General features: G+C 44.8%; 12 protein-coding genes. 11 read left to right on the top strand and 1 reads right to left on the bottom strand.

The features are described 5' to 3' along the window. Positions 1-276: 276 nt before the first annotated feature. The 11 genes from YH65_RS11175 (at position 277) to YH65_RS02045 (ending at position 17,220) form a co-directional block, all read left to right on the top strand. Positions 277-6,216 carry a beta strand repeat-containing protein gene (locus tag YH65_RS11175; RefSeq protein ID WP_169745657.1) on the top strand — a complete coding sequence of 1,980 codons (5,940 nt, stop codon included), beginning with the start codon at positions 277-279 and terminating at the stop codon, positions 6,214-6,216. Continuing rightward, complete coding sequence (locus YH65_RS02000) at positions 6,216-6,881, top strand: porin family protein (RefSeq protein WP_046550400.1); 666 nt, start codon at positions 6,216-6,218, stop codon at positions 6,879-6,881. Before YH65_RS11175 ends, YH65_RS02000 begins: the two co-directional genes overlap by 1 nt. A 109-nt stretch (positions 6,882-6,990) precedes the next feature. Continuing rightward, on the top strand, positions 6,991-7,938 hold the full coding sequence (locus YH65_RS02005) for an AAA family ATPase (protein ID WP_012083767.1): 948 nt from the start codon (positions 6,991-6,993) through the stop codon (positions 7,936-7,938). 121 nt (positions 7,939-8,059) lie between these two features. Beyond that, positions 8,060-8,890, top strand: coding sequence for a DUF58 domain-containing protein (locus tag YH65_RS02010; protein WP_052746060.1), 831 nt, complete (start codon positions 8,060-8,062; stop codon positions 8,888-8,890). Between the two features lie 45 nt (positions 8,891-8,935). After that, positions 8,936-9,343 (top strand): hypothetical protein, encoded by a 408-nt coding sequence (locus YH65_RS02015; protein WP_046550401.1) that lies wholly within the window; start codon positions 8,936-8,938, stop codon positions 9,341-9,343. Continuing rightward, positions 9,330-10,247, top strand: coding sequence for a vWA domain-containing protein (locus tag YH65_RS02020; protein WP_046550402.1), 918 nt, complete (start codon positions 9,330-9,332; stop codon positions 10,245-10,247). Before YH65_RS02015 ends, YH65_RS02020 begins: the two co-directional genes overlap by 14 nt. Continuing rightward, complete coding sequence (locus YH65_RS02025; RefSeq protein WP_046550403.1) at positions 10,248-11,252, top strand: vWA domain-containing protein; 1,005 nt, start codon at positions 10,248-10,250, stop codon at positions 11,250-11,252. Continuing rightward, on the top strand, positions 11,249-12,178 hold the full coding sequence (locus YH65_RS02030) for a tetratricopeptide repeat protein (protein WP_046550404.1): 930 nt from the start codon (positions 11,249-11,251) through the stop codon (positions 12,176-12,178). The genes YH65_RS02025 and YH65_RS02030 overlap by 4 nt, the downstream gene beginning before the upstream one ends. Then, the gene (locus tag YH65_RS02035) at positions 12,159-13,736 is read left to right on the top strand and encodes a BatD family protein (RefSeq protein WP_245609233.1); all 1,578 of its coding nucleotides are present in this window, start codon (positions 12,159-12,161) and stop codon (positions 13,734-13,736) included. The genes YH65_RS02030 and YH65_RS02035 overlap by 20 nt, the downstream gene beginning before the upstream one ends. Before the next feature lie 35 nt (positions 13,737-13,771). Continuing rightward, positions 13,772-15,292 (top strand): BatD family protein, encoded by a 1,521-nt coding sequence (locus YH65_RS02040; RefSeq protein ID WP_245609210.1) that lies wholly within the window; start codon positions 13,772-13,774, stop codon positions 15,290-15,292. 29 nt (positions 15,293-15,321) lie between these two features. Then, a complete protein-coding gene (locus tag YH65_RS02045; RefSeq protein ID WP_046550407.1) occupies positions 15,322-17,220 on the top strand; it encodes a TIGR00341 family protein in 1,899 nt (632 codons plus the stop codon). On the opposite strand, the gene YH65_RS02050 is transcribed toward YH65_RS02045, so the two are convergent. Beyond that, positions 17,215-18,051: a prephenate dehydrogenase gene (locus YH65_RS02050; RefSeq protein ID WP_046550408.1), complete on the bottom strand. Its 837-nt coding sequence runs from the start codon at positions 18,049-18,051 to the stop codon at positions 17,215-17,217. The two genes, YH65_RS02045 and YH65_RS02050, sit on opposite strands and share 6 nt — an antisense overlap. Positions 18,052-18,181 lie beyond the last annotated feature (130 nt).

Consider the following 18,181-nt stretch of genomic DNA (forward strand, 5'->3'; position numbering starts at 1 on the left):
TTTTTGTTTTTAGGTTTTGGGGTTCAGTTGCATGCTGAAGGTTCCTGGCAGATGGGGCTGAATGAAGATGTAACACATGAACAGCCATTGTTTCAATGGAACAGTACTTATAATAACTCAAGTACAGGTTTGGAAGTTAAAGAACGACCTCTCTATGTTGATATCACAAATGCAAATGAAATTATAAATATTCATATTTGTGGAGAGGCAAATGGTGATAATCTGTCCATCGAGATTTATGATGAATCGGGTACAACCTTACTGGATTCCACGACAATGAATAGCTCAAATGTCGATTGTACTGATGATTTTAATGGTATATTGAGTGGAGGATATGAGTTTATTCCAGGAGCAGTAGGTACCTATCAGATACGTTTAGACAATACACAAGGGACGCAAGATGTTTTAAAACGCTTTGATGTATTTGTCAAGACAAACCCTGGTGATGATGTGGACCCACGTATAGATCAAGGGCGGCTTTGGGCCTATAGATGGGCTTTTGATGCAGGTTCTTTTGGAGATAGCCACTCCACCAGTGCCAATTTATACGCTGTGGTTGACGGTGGGTTTAATGGCAGTTATTATACATGGGAACTTGATCTTGACCATTTTGCCGGATATGTATACGAATTAACAGCAAATAATTTGGGACTTACGAGTCCTAATGCTGATGGAACGATTGTTGCCGCTTTGAGTGGATGTATTGATTCAGATAGTGCGGCACCCTGTCCTTCTGTATCTGGAAATAGAAACTATGTTGAAGCGCAATATAAACTTTATCTTTCCAACCCTGCTGCTTCTTACCCCAGGCCCACAACGCTGCCTGAGATTACAAATTTCCATTTTCTTGATGATCAAGGTGTTGATGATTCGATCTCACCAAGTGACACAGTGACAGTACAGGATACAGGAAACTTTCTCTTTACAACAAACTTGGCAATAAGTGGAACCTATACCATTATAATAGATGTAAACAATGATGATGTTTTTGGTAGTGGGGATGTATTTCTGAACGGAACAGCTGTACCTGGAGACAATAGTGTTAACTGGAATGGCGTAGATAATAGTGGTAATACCGTTCCTAATGGTACTTACAAAGCACAGATCGTTCTTAAAACAGGAGAGTTTCACTTTACTGCCGCGGATGCAGAAACAAGTGGTGGTTCAGGTAATAATGGTTTGACAATCAATGCAGTTTTAGATAATGGTAGTATTGATACATCGAATAAAGTTTACTGGGATGATAATAGTTATTTAGGGTTGACACATGCCGATTCATATAATGCAGACGGAACATATAAATACCACAATTGGGGTGATTTTACAAGTGGTGGTGATGGAAATAAAGCATATTTGGATACTTATTCTATAGGAGCGACTTCCCAACCCGTCTTTCTTCGTTTGGCTATAGAACCTGATGATACGCCTCGGACCAAAATGACAGGCAAGGTATTTGACGATGCAAACGGCAACGGTGCATATGATTCTGGTGAAACAGGTTTCTCCAACATCACGATAGCTATTACAGATACGACAGGAACATTTTTTGTTTCAACAGATACAAATGGAGATTATGTAGCGTATACTTCGGCAACTGAATCCAGTGTAGTCATTGACGTAAATGAATCCACTCTCCCCGTAGGTTATGCCCAAACAGCGGGAACAGACCCCGAAACTGTTGATGTTTCAGCAGGCGGAACAATTTCAGTGGGAGATGATGGATATCAAGTACAAGCGGATCTTCGCACAACTAAAGTCGTGGATAAAGTATCTCCCAATGTTGGCGATACAGTTACCTATACGTTAACTGTCACAAATAATGGTCCCGCAGAAGCAACAAATGTAAGTTTGACAGATCAACTTCCAACTGGAATTACTTATGCTTCCAATACTCCAAGCCAGGGAACTTATAACTCTGGTACAGGTATTTGGACCATAGGAACATTGGCAAATGGTGCAAGTGCGAACTTGACACTTTCAGGAACTGTTGATTCTGGAACATCTTTGTTGACAATTACTAACTTTACAACTTCGGCTACAGGAGATCAAGCTGATCCAACTAATGTAAATGATGATCTTAATGAGTCTTTGACAGTAGTAAACAGGGGGCCTGCTGCAGTTAACGATAGTTATACAGTTGCTGAGGATAGTAGTGTGACTTTGTTACCATTAACAGCTGATAGCGATCCTGATGGTGACAGTATAGGGGTTGTTTCTATTAATGGTGTGACTTTGACCCCGGGTGTAGCACAAACGATTCTTGTAACAAACGGAACCGTAACTGTTGATGCAGTAGGTGTGATCACATTCACGCCAGATACAAACTATAATGGGCTGGTAAGTTTCCCGTATGTAATAAGTGATGGAAAAGGTGCTACAGCTACAGCAAATGAGAATATTACGGTCAACGGGGTGAACGATACACCAACAAGCACACCGATCGCCGACCAGACAAATGCCGATGCCGATACGCCAAGCGTGAATGTAAGCGGCAACTTCTCGGATCCGGACGGGGACACACTGACATACTCGGCGACAGGATTGCCAACAGGACTGAGCATCGATCCAAATACAGGAGTGATCAGCGGGACGATCGATAAATCGGCCAGCCAAAGCGGGCCGTACAGCGTCACGGTGACTGCAAAAGATTCAAGTAATGCAAGCACCAGCGAGACATTCAGTTGGACGGTAACCAACCCTGCACCGACAGCCAACCCGGATACAGGAAGCACAGCAGAAGATACACAATTGGTTGTGGCTGCGACAGGCGTACTGGGGAATGATACGGATCCAGATGGAGATACGCTTTCGGTGACTGGATATAATGTTGGTGCGAACACTGCAACCGTAGGCAATCCGCTGGTACTGACAGAAGGTAACCTTACCATTGCAGCAGACGGTTCTTACACGTTTGATCCGGCAGCGAACTTTAACGGTCCTGTTCCGGCAGTAACCTATGCTATCAGTGACAGTAACGGCGGAACATCCAGTTCAACGCTTACAATTACAGTCACACCTCAAAACGATACACCGACAAGCACACCGATCGCCGACCAGACAAATGCCGATGCCGATACGCCAAGCGTGAATGTAAGCGGCAACTTCTCGGATCCGGACGGGGACACACTGACATACTCGGCGACAGGATTGCCAACAGGACTGAGCATCGATCCAAATACAGGAGTGATCAGCGGGACGATCGATAAATCGGCCAGCCAAAGCGGGCCGTACAGCGTCACGGTGACTGCAAAAGATTCAAGTAATGCAAGCACCAGCGAGACATTCAGTTGGACGGTAACCAACCCTGCACCGACAGCCAACCCGGATACAGGAAGCACAGCAGAAGATACACAATTGGTTGTGGCTGCGACAGGCGTACTGGGGAATGATACGGATCCAGATGGAGATACGCTTTCGGTGACTGGATATAATGTTGGTGCGAACACTGCAACCGTAGGCAATCCGCTGGTACTGACAGAAGGTAACCTTACCATTGCAGCAGACGGTTCTTACACGTTTGATCCGGCAGCGAACTTTAACGGTCCTGTTCCGGCAGTAACCTATGCTATCAGTGACAGTAACGGCGGAACATCCAGTTCAACGCTTACAATTACAGTCACAGCAGTAGATGACCCGACAGTAGTCGCAGATGACAGTGCAACGACAGAAGAAGATACGCCGGTTGATATAGATGTTTTGGCAAACGATACTGATCCGGAAGGTACAAAGTCACCTGTAGCTTCAGTGACGGATGGGGAGCATGGAACAGTAACGATCAATCCTGATGGAACAGTAAAATATACTCCAGAAGAAAACTATAATGGCACAGATACCTTTACCTATACAAATGAGGAAGGTAATACGGCAACGGTGACTGTTACAATAGACCCGGTTAACGATGCACCGGTAGCAGAAGATGACAGTCAGTCAACACCTATCAATACAGCGGTATCAGTACCGGTACTGAACAATGATCATGATGTGGATGGTGATGTATTGGCAATAGTTGATGTTAATACGACAGATACCAATGGGACGGTGACATTTGATGCGAATGGAACAGTAATCTTTACACCTGATACAGACTTTATCGGCACCACGGCATTTATCTATACAATAAGTGACGGAAATGGCGGGACAGATATGGCAGTGGTGATCATTACTGTAACCGATCCTCAAGATCCGGAATCCAATTCCGTGGCGGCAGTTGCTGACAGTGCCAGTACGGACAATACAGCTTCTATAGATATTCCGGTACTGAACAATGACTATGACCCTGAAGGCGATGAGTTTAATCTTACAACTATCATAACTCAACCATCCAATGGTACGGTGAGTATAGAAGATAACGGAACCCCTAATGATCCGTCGGATGACTATATTATCTATGATCCAAATACAGGATTTGTGGGTACGGATACGTTCGAGTATGAGATCACTGATGCAAACGGCAATACAGATGTAGCTATCGTTACTGTAACCGTTGTGGATCCTGCGACTGATGCTGTGCCGAATGCTGTGGCTGACGGTGCAACGACTGACCAGGAATTACCTGTAAGCATAGATGTATTGGGCAACGATACGCATCCTGACAATGATGATCTCAATATCACAGCATTCACCGAACCGTCAAATGGTACAGTGACACTCGATGATAACGGGACACCTGATGATCCGACTGATGACAGGCTTGTCTATAGGCCGAATGCAGGATTCAGCGGCCATGATACCTTTATGTATACCATTACTGACGAGAACGGTGATACTGCTTCAGCGGCAGTCACGGTAACTGTTGTTGCCGCTCCGGATGTCCTCATAGGAGATGCAATGATCGTAGAGGGTGGTGACCTTGTGTTTGATGTCAATCTTACACATGCCTATGGTGAAGACATTAACCTAACATTGACATTGGAAGATAATACGACAACCCAAGGTGAGGATTATATACCCACAACAGTAACAGTAGTGATCCCTGCTGGATCAACACATGTTACGGCATCAGTTAGCACAGAAGATGATGGACTGGTAGAGGCAGATGAATATCTTGATATCCATATCAGTACAGTCAATAGCGGTTCGGTAGGAGATAGTTCAGATACAGGAAGAGGAACAATTATTGATAATGACACACCGCCAACTGCTGAAGATGATAATGTGAATGCTACAAACGGAAGTGAGGTGACCATAGATGTCATACAGAATGATATTAATGGAACTTCAGACTTAAATGCATCAACGGTACGTATTATAGATCCTGTTAATGGAGAGGTTACAACATATATTGTACCTGGTGAAGGTACCTGGACTGTCGACCCTGATACCGGAAAGATAACTTTTACTCCCGAACAAGGGTATGTGGGTGATCCAACACCGATTGAATATATCGTCTATGATGTAGACGGTAACAGTGATATAGGTAGGGTAACCATTAATTATATGCCGCTGGCAAACAATGATTCATATGGTCCTGTATTTGAAGGTGAGACTGCCACTCTTGATATCCTGAATAATGATATTAATACCTCATCACCATTGGATTCGACACGCGTAAGTCTTGTACCTGGTACAGATGCAATAAATGTTTTGACGGATAGTGAAGGTGATGTGATAGGATTTACCGTACCTGATGAAGGAATGTGGTCTGTAGATGAAAGCACTGGTGAAGTTACATTTGATCCGGATGGAAATTTAGAGACTTCGGACCCGACACCGATTCAGTATACTGTCAGAGAAGAAAATGGTGAGGAAAGTAATAAAGCATTGATCAGTATTCACTATAGTGGAGGTCCAAATGCAACAGACAACCTTGATGTACCGGTCAGCTCTTATGCTCCGATAGTCATTGATGTATTGGCAAACAATGATGATTGGGGAGCGTTCGGTCCGGGAACGGAAAGCATCTCCTTTACCCAGCCGACATATGGTAATGTAGCATTGGATGATGGCGGTACACCGAATGATCCAACAGATGATGTATTGATCTATACGCCTGCAGCGGATATAAACAATGTAACAGATACCTTTACCTATACGATCACTGATGCAGAAGGCCATACTTCTACAGCGATTGTTACAGTCGATATAGATTGTACAAGTTCACAATCTTCTGATGGCGGTGATGCTTTAGGTTCTTTGGGTATGCTTATGATGATGTTTATGACCCTGTTATCGGGATTCTATTTTGTTAGAAGAGAAGAAAGAAGAGGAGAGATATAATGAAAAAAATAATACTAATACCATGTGTATCACTGCTTTTAGCAAGTACAGCACTTTTTGCAGGTGGGGGAAAGAATATGGCTCCGGCCATAGTACCGGTTATCCCAATAGAAACTGTGGAGATCTCTCCCTGGTATCTGGGGGCAGGTCTGGTCTGGGCAAAGTTCAGCGTGGATGACTGTGGAGGTGCTCCTGGTTGTACCTATGAAGATACGACCTACGGGGTCATGGTACGTGGCGGATACGAGGTCAACCAGTACTTCGGGATCGAAGGACGTTTTATCGATACGTTTATGGATGAAGGTCCTTTCGGCGGAGCACCGCTGATGCACGTAGGGCTGTTTGCCAAACCACAGTATCCAATAAGTGAAAGAGTGAATCTTTACGGACTTCTTGGGTACGGATATACGAAAAACCTTGGCAACGGTGCGCGCCTGAACTATTTTGACGATGACTGGGGATTCTCGGCCGGTGCCGGTCTGGAGTATGACCTGTCAGACCGTGAAGGTGACAGAGTGGAGAACGGCAACTACGACAGGGCGTTTGATGGATACGCGGACCAGGGAAGAGGTTGGAGCCTTTTTGTGGACTATCAGCGTCTCCTGATCAAATCGGACGTACCGGATATGGATGTTATCTCCGTAGGTGTCCGATACGATTTTTAACTCTTTTTCTTCTTGAAGGGCAGCTATCTGCCCTTCTTCCTCTCTTATTAAACCTTAGTTAACCTCACTCAAGTAAACTACTATTATCAAATAGTTTTAGGAGAAAAACTTGAGTCAAATCATACAAAATATCAGAACGGAAATTTCCAAAGTATTGGTTGGCCAGGACAAGATGGTCGAAGGACTGCTTGCCGGGTTGCTTTGCCGTGGGCACATACTGCTTGAAGGTGTACCCGGGCTTGCGAAGACCACTGCGGTCAATGCGCTTGCGAAGACATTGGGGCTGAACTTCAAACGTGTGCAGTTCACACCTGACCTGCTGCCTTCAGACATTATCGGAACGGAGATTTATGATCCTTCCAAGAACTCTTTCAAGATCAAACAGGGACCTGTATTTACTAACCTTTTACTTGCAGATGAAATCAACCGTGCCCCAGCCAAAGTGCAGTCAGCACTGCTTGAAGTCATGCAGGAGAGACAGGTGACTATTGGAGATGAGACCTTCAAGATCGATTCACCATTCCTTGTTATGGCAACACAGAACCCGGTAGAGCAGGAGGGGGCATACGAACTTCCCGAAGCACAGCTTGACCGTTTCATGATGAAAGTGGTCGTGGGCTACAACACCAAAGAGGAAGAACTTGAGATCGCCAGACGTGTGGCGAACAACAGCTTTGAAACTATCCAGCAGGTAGCGAGCAGAGAAGAGCTTGAACAGATCCGTAAAGAAGCGCTGGAAGTGCATATGGACGAAGAGATCGAAGCGTATATCATCGAACTTGTCGCTGCAACGCGTGATCCAAAAGCGTATGGCCTTGAAGAGCTTGAACCGTACATTGAATTTGGTGCTTCACCAAGGGCGAGTATCGATATGTACAAGGCGGCACGTGCGATCGCTTACCTCAAAGGACAGGATTATGTTTCGCCTATTGAGATAGCCTATATCGCCAAAGAGATCCTTCGCCATCGTATCATTTTGAGCTACGAAGCACAGGCTGAGGATATTACGCAGGATCATATCATCGAGAAGATTTTGGCGGCAGTGCCAATTCCGTAGGAATCGGGATGATGATGAAAAATGAAATAAAAAATGTAGGGTGTTGTGCCCTCTCAACACCACAATATAGAAATATAGTGAGTGGTGCTGTCGGGGAACAACACCCTACGCAAGAGGTAGTATGAATAAAAAAGCGAAAAAGATCGTTCTCAAAACGAAGAAGCAGGTGTACGGGGATATGCTCGGTAACAATGCTTCGATGTTCCAGGGTGAGGGCTTTGAGTTTACGGAGCTTCGTGAGTATGTCTACGGGGATGATGTCCGTAAGATAGACTGGAAGACGACGGCCAAACTGGGCAAGCCTTTTGTCAAGATCTACAAAGAAGAAAGAGAGCTCAATGTGGTGGTCGTTTCCATGCTGGGAGGGTCCACCTATTTTGGGACAGTAAAGCAGAAATCCGACATCATCGCCGAAGTGGCGGGTACGCTCGGTTTCTCTGCGGTGAAGAATGCAGACCTCTTCTCCCATATGATCTTTGCGGACAAACTCTATGATCTGAGCAAGCCGAGTAAAAAACTTTTTTCCGTAAATAGAGCGGTTGAGAATATTGTCGATTTTGAACCCATCGGCAAAGAGGGTGACTTCAAAGCACTGGTCGAGACTTTGAACAACCGTTTAAAGAAGAAAGCACTGCTTTTCATCCTCTCGGACTTTGTGGGTGATGTGGACTTGAAACTGTTGAGCAAGAAACATGATGTCTTTGCGGTCATCGTACGTGACAAGTTTGAAGAAGAGCCGAGTGAACTGGGGTATCTCAGACTGATCGATATGGAAACGAAACAGAGTTTCGAAGGCAATATCGACAGCGGAACACTGAAGAACTATAAAAAAGCTCTTCTGAAAAATGATGAAAAACTTTACAAACAATTCAAGAAACACGGCATCAGGTTCACCAAAGTGTATACGCACGAGGACGGAGCCTTGAAACTGATGAAGAGTATGAGGAGATGACAGTGAGTAATGAGAAGATAGCAGGTAGCAGTGAAGGAAAATATGATGAATGAACAAAATTTGACAGCACAACTCAAAGATATCAAACCTTTATTGGAGATCCCGGATAACTCTTTCTACATTTACTGGGGACTGATAGGTTTCGGTGTTCTGTTGCTGCTTGCCGTGCTCTTTTTTGTCATCAAAAAACTCTGGGAGAAGAGAAAAATCAACCTCGCAAAAGGGTATCTGGCGAAACTCAAGGAGATCGACTGGAAAGATCCGAAGAAGTCGGCGTATGAAGCGACGCATTATGCAAGGCTGCTGGCAACCGATGAGAGAAGAAAAGAACTTTTTTCCCAGCTTGAACCGATGCTGGAAAAATACAAATATAAGAAAAAGGTAGATGAAGTGGATAGTGATACAAAAAATAAATTCAACCTTTTTGTGCAGGTGGCAGATGAGTCAATTTAGTTTTGAATATCCGTTATTACTGTTGGTACTGCTGCTCTTTATCATATGCAGCAAATGGTGTAAAGAGCGAAGCCGGGCGATCTTTTTCCCGCATGTCAACACGCTGATAGCCAAAGAGACGAACAAGTCTTCACTGCTTTCCTGGTTGAAATGGGTCGGAATTGTTGCTGCGGTGGTCGCGCTGGCGTCACCGATCCTGACAAAGAATTATATCAATTCCAAGAAAGAAGGACGGGACATTGTCCTTGTCATTGACAGTTCTGACTCGATGAGACAGATGGGGTTTGACCCGAAAGATCCGTACAAGAACAAATTTGATGTGGTCAAAGAGGTGGTCGCCGACTTCATCAAGAAGCGTAAAAATGATCGTATCGGAATGGTAACGTTCGCGGATGTGGCATTCATCGCCTCGCCTTTGACTTTTGAGAAGGATTTTCTGACCAACATTACCGAGATGCAGAAACTTGGAATGGCAGGAAAAAGAACGGCCATCAATGATGCGCTGGTCCAGGCGTACAATCTGATGAGCAAGAGTAAAGCCAAATCAAAAATAATCATTCTTCTGACAGACGGAAGGGACAATATGTCCAAGATCCCGTTGTCGGATGTGAAACATATGATCGAAAAAAGAGATGTGAAGCTTTATACCATAGGTATTGGCGGTCCAAGGGATTATGACGCGCAATACCTGAAAACACTTGCAAAAGCAGGAAAAGGCCAGGCGTATGCAGCACGATCGGCAGCCATGTTGAGCAATATCTATGATGAGATCAACAAACTTGAAGTCACGAAGCTCGATAGCAAGAAGATCGTAGAGCATACCTATCTGTATGTCTATCCTCTTTTTCTTGCTGTGTTGAGTTTATTGTTATTTGTTTATTACAGAAATTCGAAAGGAGTATAAATGGAATTTGTAAACCCGTATCTTTTTTGGATCCTGCTTGTACCTTTTGTACTCTTTGCATTTTTGATCTCTACGAACAAAGAGCGTCTCTCACGTATTTTTGACGAAAAAGTACTAACGCGTTTGACGGCAAGTTCTGAGGGGATGCCTCTCAGATTGAGAAATATCATCATGTTCGCAGCGATCTTTTTTATGATCGTTGCATTGGCGCGCCCGGTCAAAGAGCTGGAAGACAAAGTGGTGAAAGTGCAGGGATTGACTCTGCTGACGGCATTGGATATTTCAGGTTCCATGCGAAGCAAAGATGTTTACCCGAACCGTTTGGCCTTTGCCAAAAAGAAGATGAATGAATTCTTTGATGCCATGCCGAGTGACGAGATAGGGGTTGTTGCCTTTGCCTACAGTCCCTTTGTGCTTGCTCCGTTTACCTCTGACAAAGAGACCCTCAAGATGATGGTAAAAGGGGTGGATGACTCCTACATCAATATGGGGTCAACGGATTTCCTGGCATTGGGTGAACTTGCAAGCTCTCTGCTTGAAAAGAAAAACCCGAAGATCCTGGTACTCTTTACGGACGGCGGTGACGAAAAAGCCATTGCCGGTTTTGCGGATGTGCTCAAGGCCAACAAGATTGACCTGTATGTAGTACTCGTGGGTACGGAGAAAGGTGCACCGGTCATCGATGAAAACGGCAAACCGATCATGCAGAAGGACGGTACTATCGCGATTTCACAGAGAAACGATACGTTGGGGCTATTGGCTAAAGAGAATGGCGGTGCCTATGTGATAGCCGGACCCGGAAAAGAAGATATTGAAAACCTGGCCGCAGTGATCAAAGGAAAATACAAGGAACAGCAGCAGGGTGAAGTCAGGGTCAAGCAGAGAGTGGAGTATTTTTACTATCCGCTTGGGCTGGGACTCTTTTTGCTGCTGATCGGATTGAGTTCGTTTCCCAGATTCAAAAGCCAAAAGAAAGCATCCGGCAAAGATGGAGGTAAAAAATGAAAAAACTACTATTACTGATACTATTCACTTTCCTGCATGCTGGGTTGACGGACTTCAAAACTATCGAAGCCGCAAAACAGGCATATGACAGTAAAGAGTACAGCAAAAGTGCGGCACTTCTGCACTCTTTGGACAAAGAGGCGCCGCAGAAAGAGTATGATATCGGAAATGCCTACTACAAGTCCAAGAACTATGATGCAGCCATTCAGTCCTATAAAAAGGCAAAAGGGATAGACAAGGCGATGCGTCTGCACAATATAGGCAATGCCTATTTTCAGAAAAAAGATCTTGACAATGCGATCAAAAGTTATGAAGAGGCTTTGAAGATCCGGGAAGACAAAGATACACGTTTCAACCTGGAACTTGCCAAAAAGATGAAGAAAAAAGAAGAAGAGAAAAAGAAAAAGCAGCAGAAAAAAGACCAGCAGAAAAAAGATCAGAAGAAAAAGAAAGATAACAAGAAGAACAAAGACAAGAAGAAAAATAAAGATCAGAAAAAGCAGGATCAGAAGAAGAAAGATCAAAAGAGCAAGAAAAACGATCAGAAAAAAGACCAGAAGAAACAGGGCGACCAGAAAAAGAAAGATAAAAAGAACCAGGAGAAAAAAGACCAGAAAAAGAAAGGCGATCAGCAGAAAAAGAACAAAGAGGGACAAAAGAAAGAGAAGAAAAAAGAGAATGATAAAAAAGAGGGCGACAAGCAGAAGTCGGGTTCCCAAAAAGAGAAAAAGCCCCAGAATAAAAAGGGTGAGCAGTCCTCAGGTGCAGCAAAAAAGCAAAAGAAAATGTCCAAAGAAGAGAAAATCAAACAGCAGGAACTCAAAAGGTTACTGAAGAAAATGCAGCAAAAAGGGACACCGACCATGATGTACCAGATGAGCAATGACAAAAAGTCAAAAAGGAGTGATGGTGCCAATCCATGGTGATCAGGGTATCCAGAAACTACTGTTATTGATCCTGGCACTATGCACATTTGCAAATGCCAATGAAGTTGAAGTATTTTCATATGTTCCCGAAGCAAAAGCACTCGTTTCAGATACGGAGATCGTTGCGGGGCATATGGTACGGCTCAAGATCAGGGCAAACGGAGATAAAGTGGTATTTCCGAAAATTGACGAGATAGACGGGGTAAAAGTGTTGGAAGAGCGTGAGATTGTTGTCAACAGGCCTCATTACATAAACGGTGTACTGAAAAAGGAACGTACCATACGGATCTACACGTTTGCGCCTCATCATGATGTGACCATCCCCTCCTATAATGTCGAGATAGACGGAAGAACGTATAGAACAAAACCTATCAAAATAAAAGTAATGCCTGTAAACGCACAAAATACGGAAGACAGTAACAAATTTTTCCTCCATCTCGAGACAAACAAGAAATCTGCGATCATAGGCGAACCGATTGTGATCACGGTATCCCTTTCATTGAAAATAGGGACAAGGCTTTCAGAGAACCCCATATATACCAGACCGGCATTTGAGGGGTTTTTTTCTGAAGATCTCGGTGAGGAAAAGGTCTACATAAAAAGAGACCGGCAGATCACGGAAGTGAAATACCTTTTAACCCCACATTCTGCAGGCAGTTTTTCCGTGGGGCCGGCAAGAGCCAAGATAGGCGTGTCCGACAGAAGCAAACTGGATATGTTCGGAAGAGCTGTGCGTACCTATTGGGTACCGATCGCTTCCAACAGTGTCAAGATAGACGTTACAAAGAAACCGCAGGAGAGTGATCTTGTGGGGCGATTTACCATAGAGAGCTCGCTTGATACAAACAATGTAAAAGCCAACGAACCGGTAACCCTTACCGTAAAGATAGCAGGGAACGGGACACTCGAAGGTTTTGAATTCCCCGATTTTGAGATGGATGGAGTAACCGTTTACAGTGACGATGCAGAGGTCCGGACTACACTGGAGGGAAATCAGGTTAAAAGCGATTATGTCAAAAGCTTTACCTTCATCTCAGACCATGATTTTACCATCCCGGCACGACGTATATCCGCGTATGACACGAAAAGCAAAACAGTGAAATATCTGGAGACGCCTTCCTATGATGTGCATGTGGAGGGTTCACGGGGGATCGCCGCACAAAAGTCCCAAAGCCGGACAGCAGGTGCAGGCAAGGTGCACAGCGATTTGAAACAGCCCCAAAAATCGATGCTGGATACCGAAGAGGGCAAGAACATTTCCGAAGTGCAGCCTCCACCGTGGTGGATGATAGCCTCGGCTTTTGTTTTGGGTTTGCTGGCCATGTACCTGTTTCAGTATTTTCTTTCAACAAAACGGAAGAGAAGGAGAGCCGCAGTCAAAGAGAGCGAAGCGCTTCAAATACTTTATCCGCATACCAACAGATCCAAAGCAGTCGAAGATATGGTGCGTACATTGTATGCGAAGGAAAACGGCGACAAAACTATCGTGATCGATAAAGCGGTATTGAAGATGCTGGTAGAAAAATATGAAAATAATTTAGGAAAGAGAAGCAAATGATATTTCAGATAAGAAAAAATAAAAAAGGATTAAAAATGCAAAACTTTAATAATATGAGCATTCGTAAGTTACTAATATTCTTTGTGGCGCTGTTCACCATAGCCAATGCTGCCGGTGTTGAAGCAAGCCTCTCCGATACGGAAGTCGTACAGGGGAATATGGTGCAGTTAAAGATAAAAGCAACAGGAGACAGGGCGGAATTTCCCGATATTCAGGAGATCGATGGTACAAAAGTGCTGGGACGTTCGCAGTCGCAGAACAATTCAATCACCTATATCAACGGAAAACTGACAAATGAACATTCGACGAGTCTCATCCTGACCTTTGCGCCTCAGCATGATATCATGGTTCCATCGTACGGCGTGACCATTGACGGAAAGGTTTACAGGACCGATCCTCTCAAGGTCAAAGTGGTCAAAGCAGCTGCGCCCGGTGTGGGAAGTAATGTGAAATATTCTCTTCAGATGCGTGCGAACAAAAAAGAGGTGATCGTCGGTGAACCTCTGATTGTGACGGTCTATTTCAGTCTTAAAACGGGTGTCAGGCTTACGGACAATCCACAGTACACCAAACCGGAATTCAAAGGCTTCTTTGTCAAGGAAGTCAATGATCCAAGGGCCTATATCAAAGGTGATCAGCAGATCCAGGAGCTCAGATATATCCTGACGCCGCAAAAAGAGGGAACCTACACCGTCGGGCCGGCAACGGCCGTCATTTCCGAAATGGACAGAAGCAGAAGGGATATGTTCGGAAGATTCTTCGGCGGAAACCAGAAATCGATTGCTTCGAACACTCTGACGATCACGGTGAAACCAAAACCGGAAGATACGGATCTGGTCGGGGAGTTCAAACTCGAAAGCCATCTGGACCACTCGGAGACCAAGGCGAACAAACCTGCCAATCTTACTGTGCGCATAGAAGGTAACGGGTCTCTTGAAGATTTTGACCTAAGTGACTACGAGATAGACGGAGTGACCGTGTACAGTGATGATCCAAAGGTGGAAAGCAAGCTTTCCGGAAATGCTCTCAAAAGTACTTTTGAGAAAAGTTTTGCCTTCATTTCAGATCATGATTTTACGATTCCTGCCAGAACCATTTCTGTGTACGATCCAAAGGACGGTAATGTCAGCAGACTTGAGATCCCTTCTTATGAGGTGAAAGTGGCTGTCGGACAGAAAACGGCTGTGGCGGCACCGTCCGGGAACCAAACAGTCGGTAAAGTACAGACCAATTTGAAGCAACCCGGCAGTACTTCTGGGAAAGTCATAGAGAAAAAAGTGGAAGTGGAGCGTGTGGCATGGTGGATGCTCCTGCTTGCCGTCATTGCCGGTGCCGTTCTCATGTACCTGTTTCAGCAGCTGCCGAAATTCAAAGGCAGGCATGCCAGTCCGTTCAAAGAATCGGAAGCCCTGAAGATACTTTATGCACATATCAATGATGACAAAGAGGCTGAAGAGATGGTGCGCAAACTCTATGCAAAGAAAAACGGTGATAAAAGTGTTATAATTGATAAAAAAGAATTGAAAGCATTGGTGGAAAAGTACAGAGTCCATTGATCTTTTGATATCGAGGGGAGAGAAGTCAGATGGAGCTCTCGCAGATTGCTTATATCTACGGAAATATAGAAGAGGAATTTCTGGATACCTGTCGTAAAGCACTCGAAGATGAGAGGGTTACCTATATTCCTCTTGCCAGGATACATGCCATAGAAGAGGGTAAATACTCCCATCTTATGGTCTCAGGGCAGCTCGATGAAGTAAAAGAAGCCATTACTTATGCCGAGTCGGCAGGGATGAGTATCGGTATCGTACCGCTGCCGACACAGAAGAACCTTATGCGTACTTTTGCACTTCCCTCCAAACTTGAAGAGGGTATCGCTGTGGCAAAAGAGAAGGCGGAAAAAAAGATAGACCTGCTTTTCTGCAATGATGAACTGGTATTACAGGAAGTGGTTATCGGTGATGCCCCGCCACTGGATATCTATGATACCGTACTGAAGCAGCAAAGTTTTTTCAGCAGAATACAGCTTTTCTTCCATACGCTGCGAAAAGTAAAACGTTTACATCATACCCGGGTTACACTGACTGACGAGAACGAACAGGAGACCAAAGTTTCTGCGGTAGGTTTGGTAGGAGTGGAGTATCAAAACAGTACTTTTGCCTCGAAGCTTATCGCTTCACAGATCAATGCAGCGGATGGTAAGCTTTCTTTGCTGATTTTGGCGCCGGTCTCTATTCTTCAGTATATGGGCTATCTTTTCAGGTCACTGGTGTCACAGTGGAAATCTGACCAGCTGCCGAGATCAGTGGGCTATATGCGCAGCAGTAAACTGGAGATCAAAACCGAAAGACCGCTTGAAGTACTGATTGATTCCTCTGTACCCTTTGAAACACCGGTGGTGCTGCGTAGTACCAAAGAAGATCTTCAGTTGAGTGTAGGGGAAGCATTCTGGGAAAAACAGAGTAAGGATGTGACGGGAAAAAACAGTGTCAAGATAGACCACCTTCCTCGTGATGAAGAAAGTGCAACTTATCTGGCAAAAGCCATTCCTCTGTTCAATCATGCCAGCCAGGAGCAGTATGCTTCGCTTTTTTCGAGCCTGAGGGAAGAAGGGCGGTTGAGCAGTACATTCATGGTACTGCTGATCCTGGCAACGATGATCGCAACATTCGGTCTTTTTATCAATTCAAGTTCTGTGGTCATCGGGGCAATGCTCCTGGCTCCCCTGATGCAGCCTATCGTCAGTATGAGTATGGGTGTACTGAGGCAGGACAGTGCATTGGAACTTTCTTCTGTGAAGACAATCGTTGTCGGGGTGCTTTCAGTACTGCTGACCGCGGCGCTGATCGCCTGGTTCATTCCCATTGAGAAGTTGACTACCGAAATGTCAGGACGGCTCTTTCCTACGACCCTCGACCTTTTTATCGCCATAGCATCGGGGATGGCTGCTGCCTATGCCAAAAGCAACGAAAAGATCTCCGGTTCACTTGCAGGTGTGGCAATCGCGGTAGCATTGGTGCCTCCCCTTGCTGTGGCAGGTGTCGGTTTGGGCTGGGCTCAGTGGCATATGTTCAGCTCGGCTTTTCTGCTTTTTCTGACAAACCTGGTAGGCATCGTTCTGGCAGCGGCACTGACCTTTGTCGTGCTGGGTTACTCTCCCCTCCGTGTAGCAAAGAAAGGGATCATTACCTGGTTTATGATCGTAGCACTTGTGTCTATTCCTCTTTACAGTTCTTTTGAACAGATGAAAGAGAATATTGCGATCCAGAAGACCCTTGCCAATATCCACTTCAAGCTGAACAAACAGGAAGTAGTTTTAACCCACATTCAGCTCATAGAACACAGCAAAGTACTTGAAGTACGCTGTGAAGTGATCGCCAGCGGTTTCCTCTCTCCCGAAGAGAAAAAACTGCTCAAAGAGGTCATAGAGAAAACCATCGGCAGAAAAGTCGAAGTGATCGCCACTTTCAGATATAAGCTATAGGATATCGTGCAGTGTATTGGCTTTGGACATCCACCGGTTGAGGATTTCCCACTCTTCATTCTCTACCATGTTTCTGCATTGTTTGAGCTCTGTCTCGAAGGCTTCGATCGCTTCGATGAGGTTTGTTTTATTTTGTCTGAAGATGTCTTCCCACATCTTCGGAGAAGATTTTGCGATACGGCTCATGTCTTTGAACCCACCGCCGGCAAGAGCAACGATGCTTTCCGGGTCCTCCTGTTCCATCACGGAGTTAGCCAAGGCATAGGAGAGGGCATGCGGCATATGTGAGATAAAGGCCGCATGTCTGTCATGCTCTTTGGCACCCATATAGACGAGTTTCATTCCAATATCGGAGAAAAGATTTTTGGCGACACTTTGCTGATGTGCACCACTCTTTTCCATATCGCAAAGCACTACGACCTTGTCTTCATAGAGATCATCAAGCGCAGCGGTCGGCCCGAATTTCTCCGTACCGGTCATGGGGTGGGCGGTCACGAAGTTCTTTCTGATATTCTCTGGAATGCTTTCAGATATCTTCGCTTTGGTGCTTCCCAGGTCTATGACTGTACATTTTTCATCCAGTTCTCCCAGTTGTCTGGCGACAGAAATGATGCCGTCGACAGGAATGGTCAGAATGATGACATCGCACTTTTTTATCTCCTCGAGGGTACATACTATCTCATCGACAAGCCCTAGAGAAAGTGCCTGGCTACAGTGTTCTTCATTGTGGTCGAGCCCTGTAAAATGGTAGTTTCCTGACGTTTTTTTCAGTGCGAGGGAGAGTGAACCTCCCATCAGTCCAAGCCCGATGATGCCGATCTTTGTTGCCATTAGTACCCTTTTGCATAGACAGTATTTTGGATGTGATTATAGCATATTAACCAAAATCCGGAAATATCAATTAACTCCTCTCTTATTGAAAAAAAGATAAAATAATGCACTTAATGAACAAGGTTGACCA

The organism is Sulfurovum lithotrophicum, assembly GCF_000987835.1.
Classification (GTDB): Bacteria; Campylobacterota; Campylobacteria; order Campylobacterales; family Sulfurovaceae; genus Sulfurovum; species Sulfurovum lithotrophicum.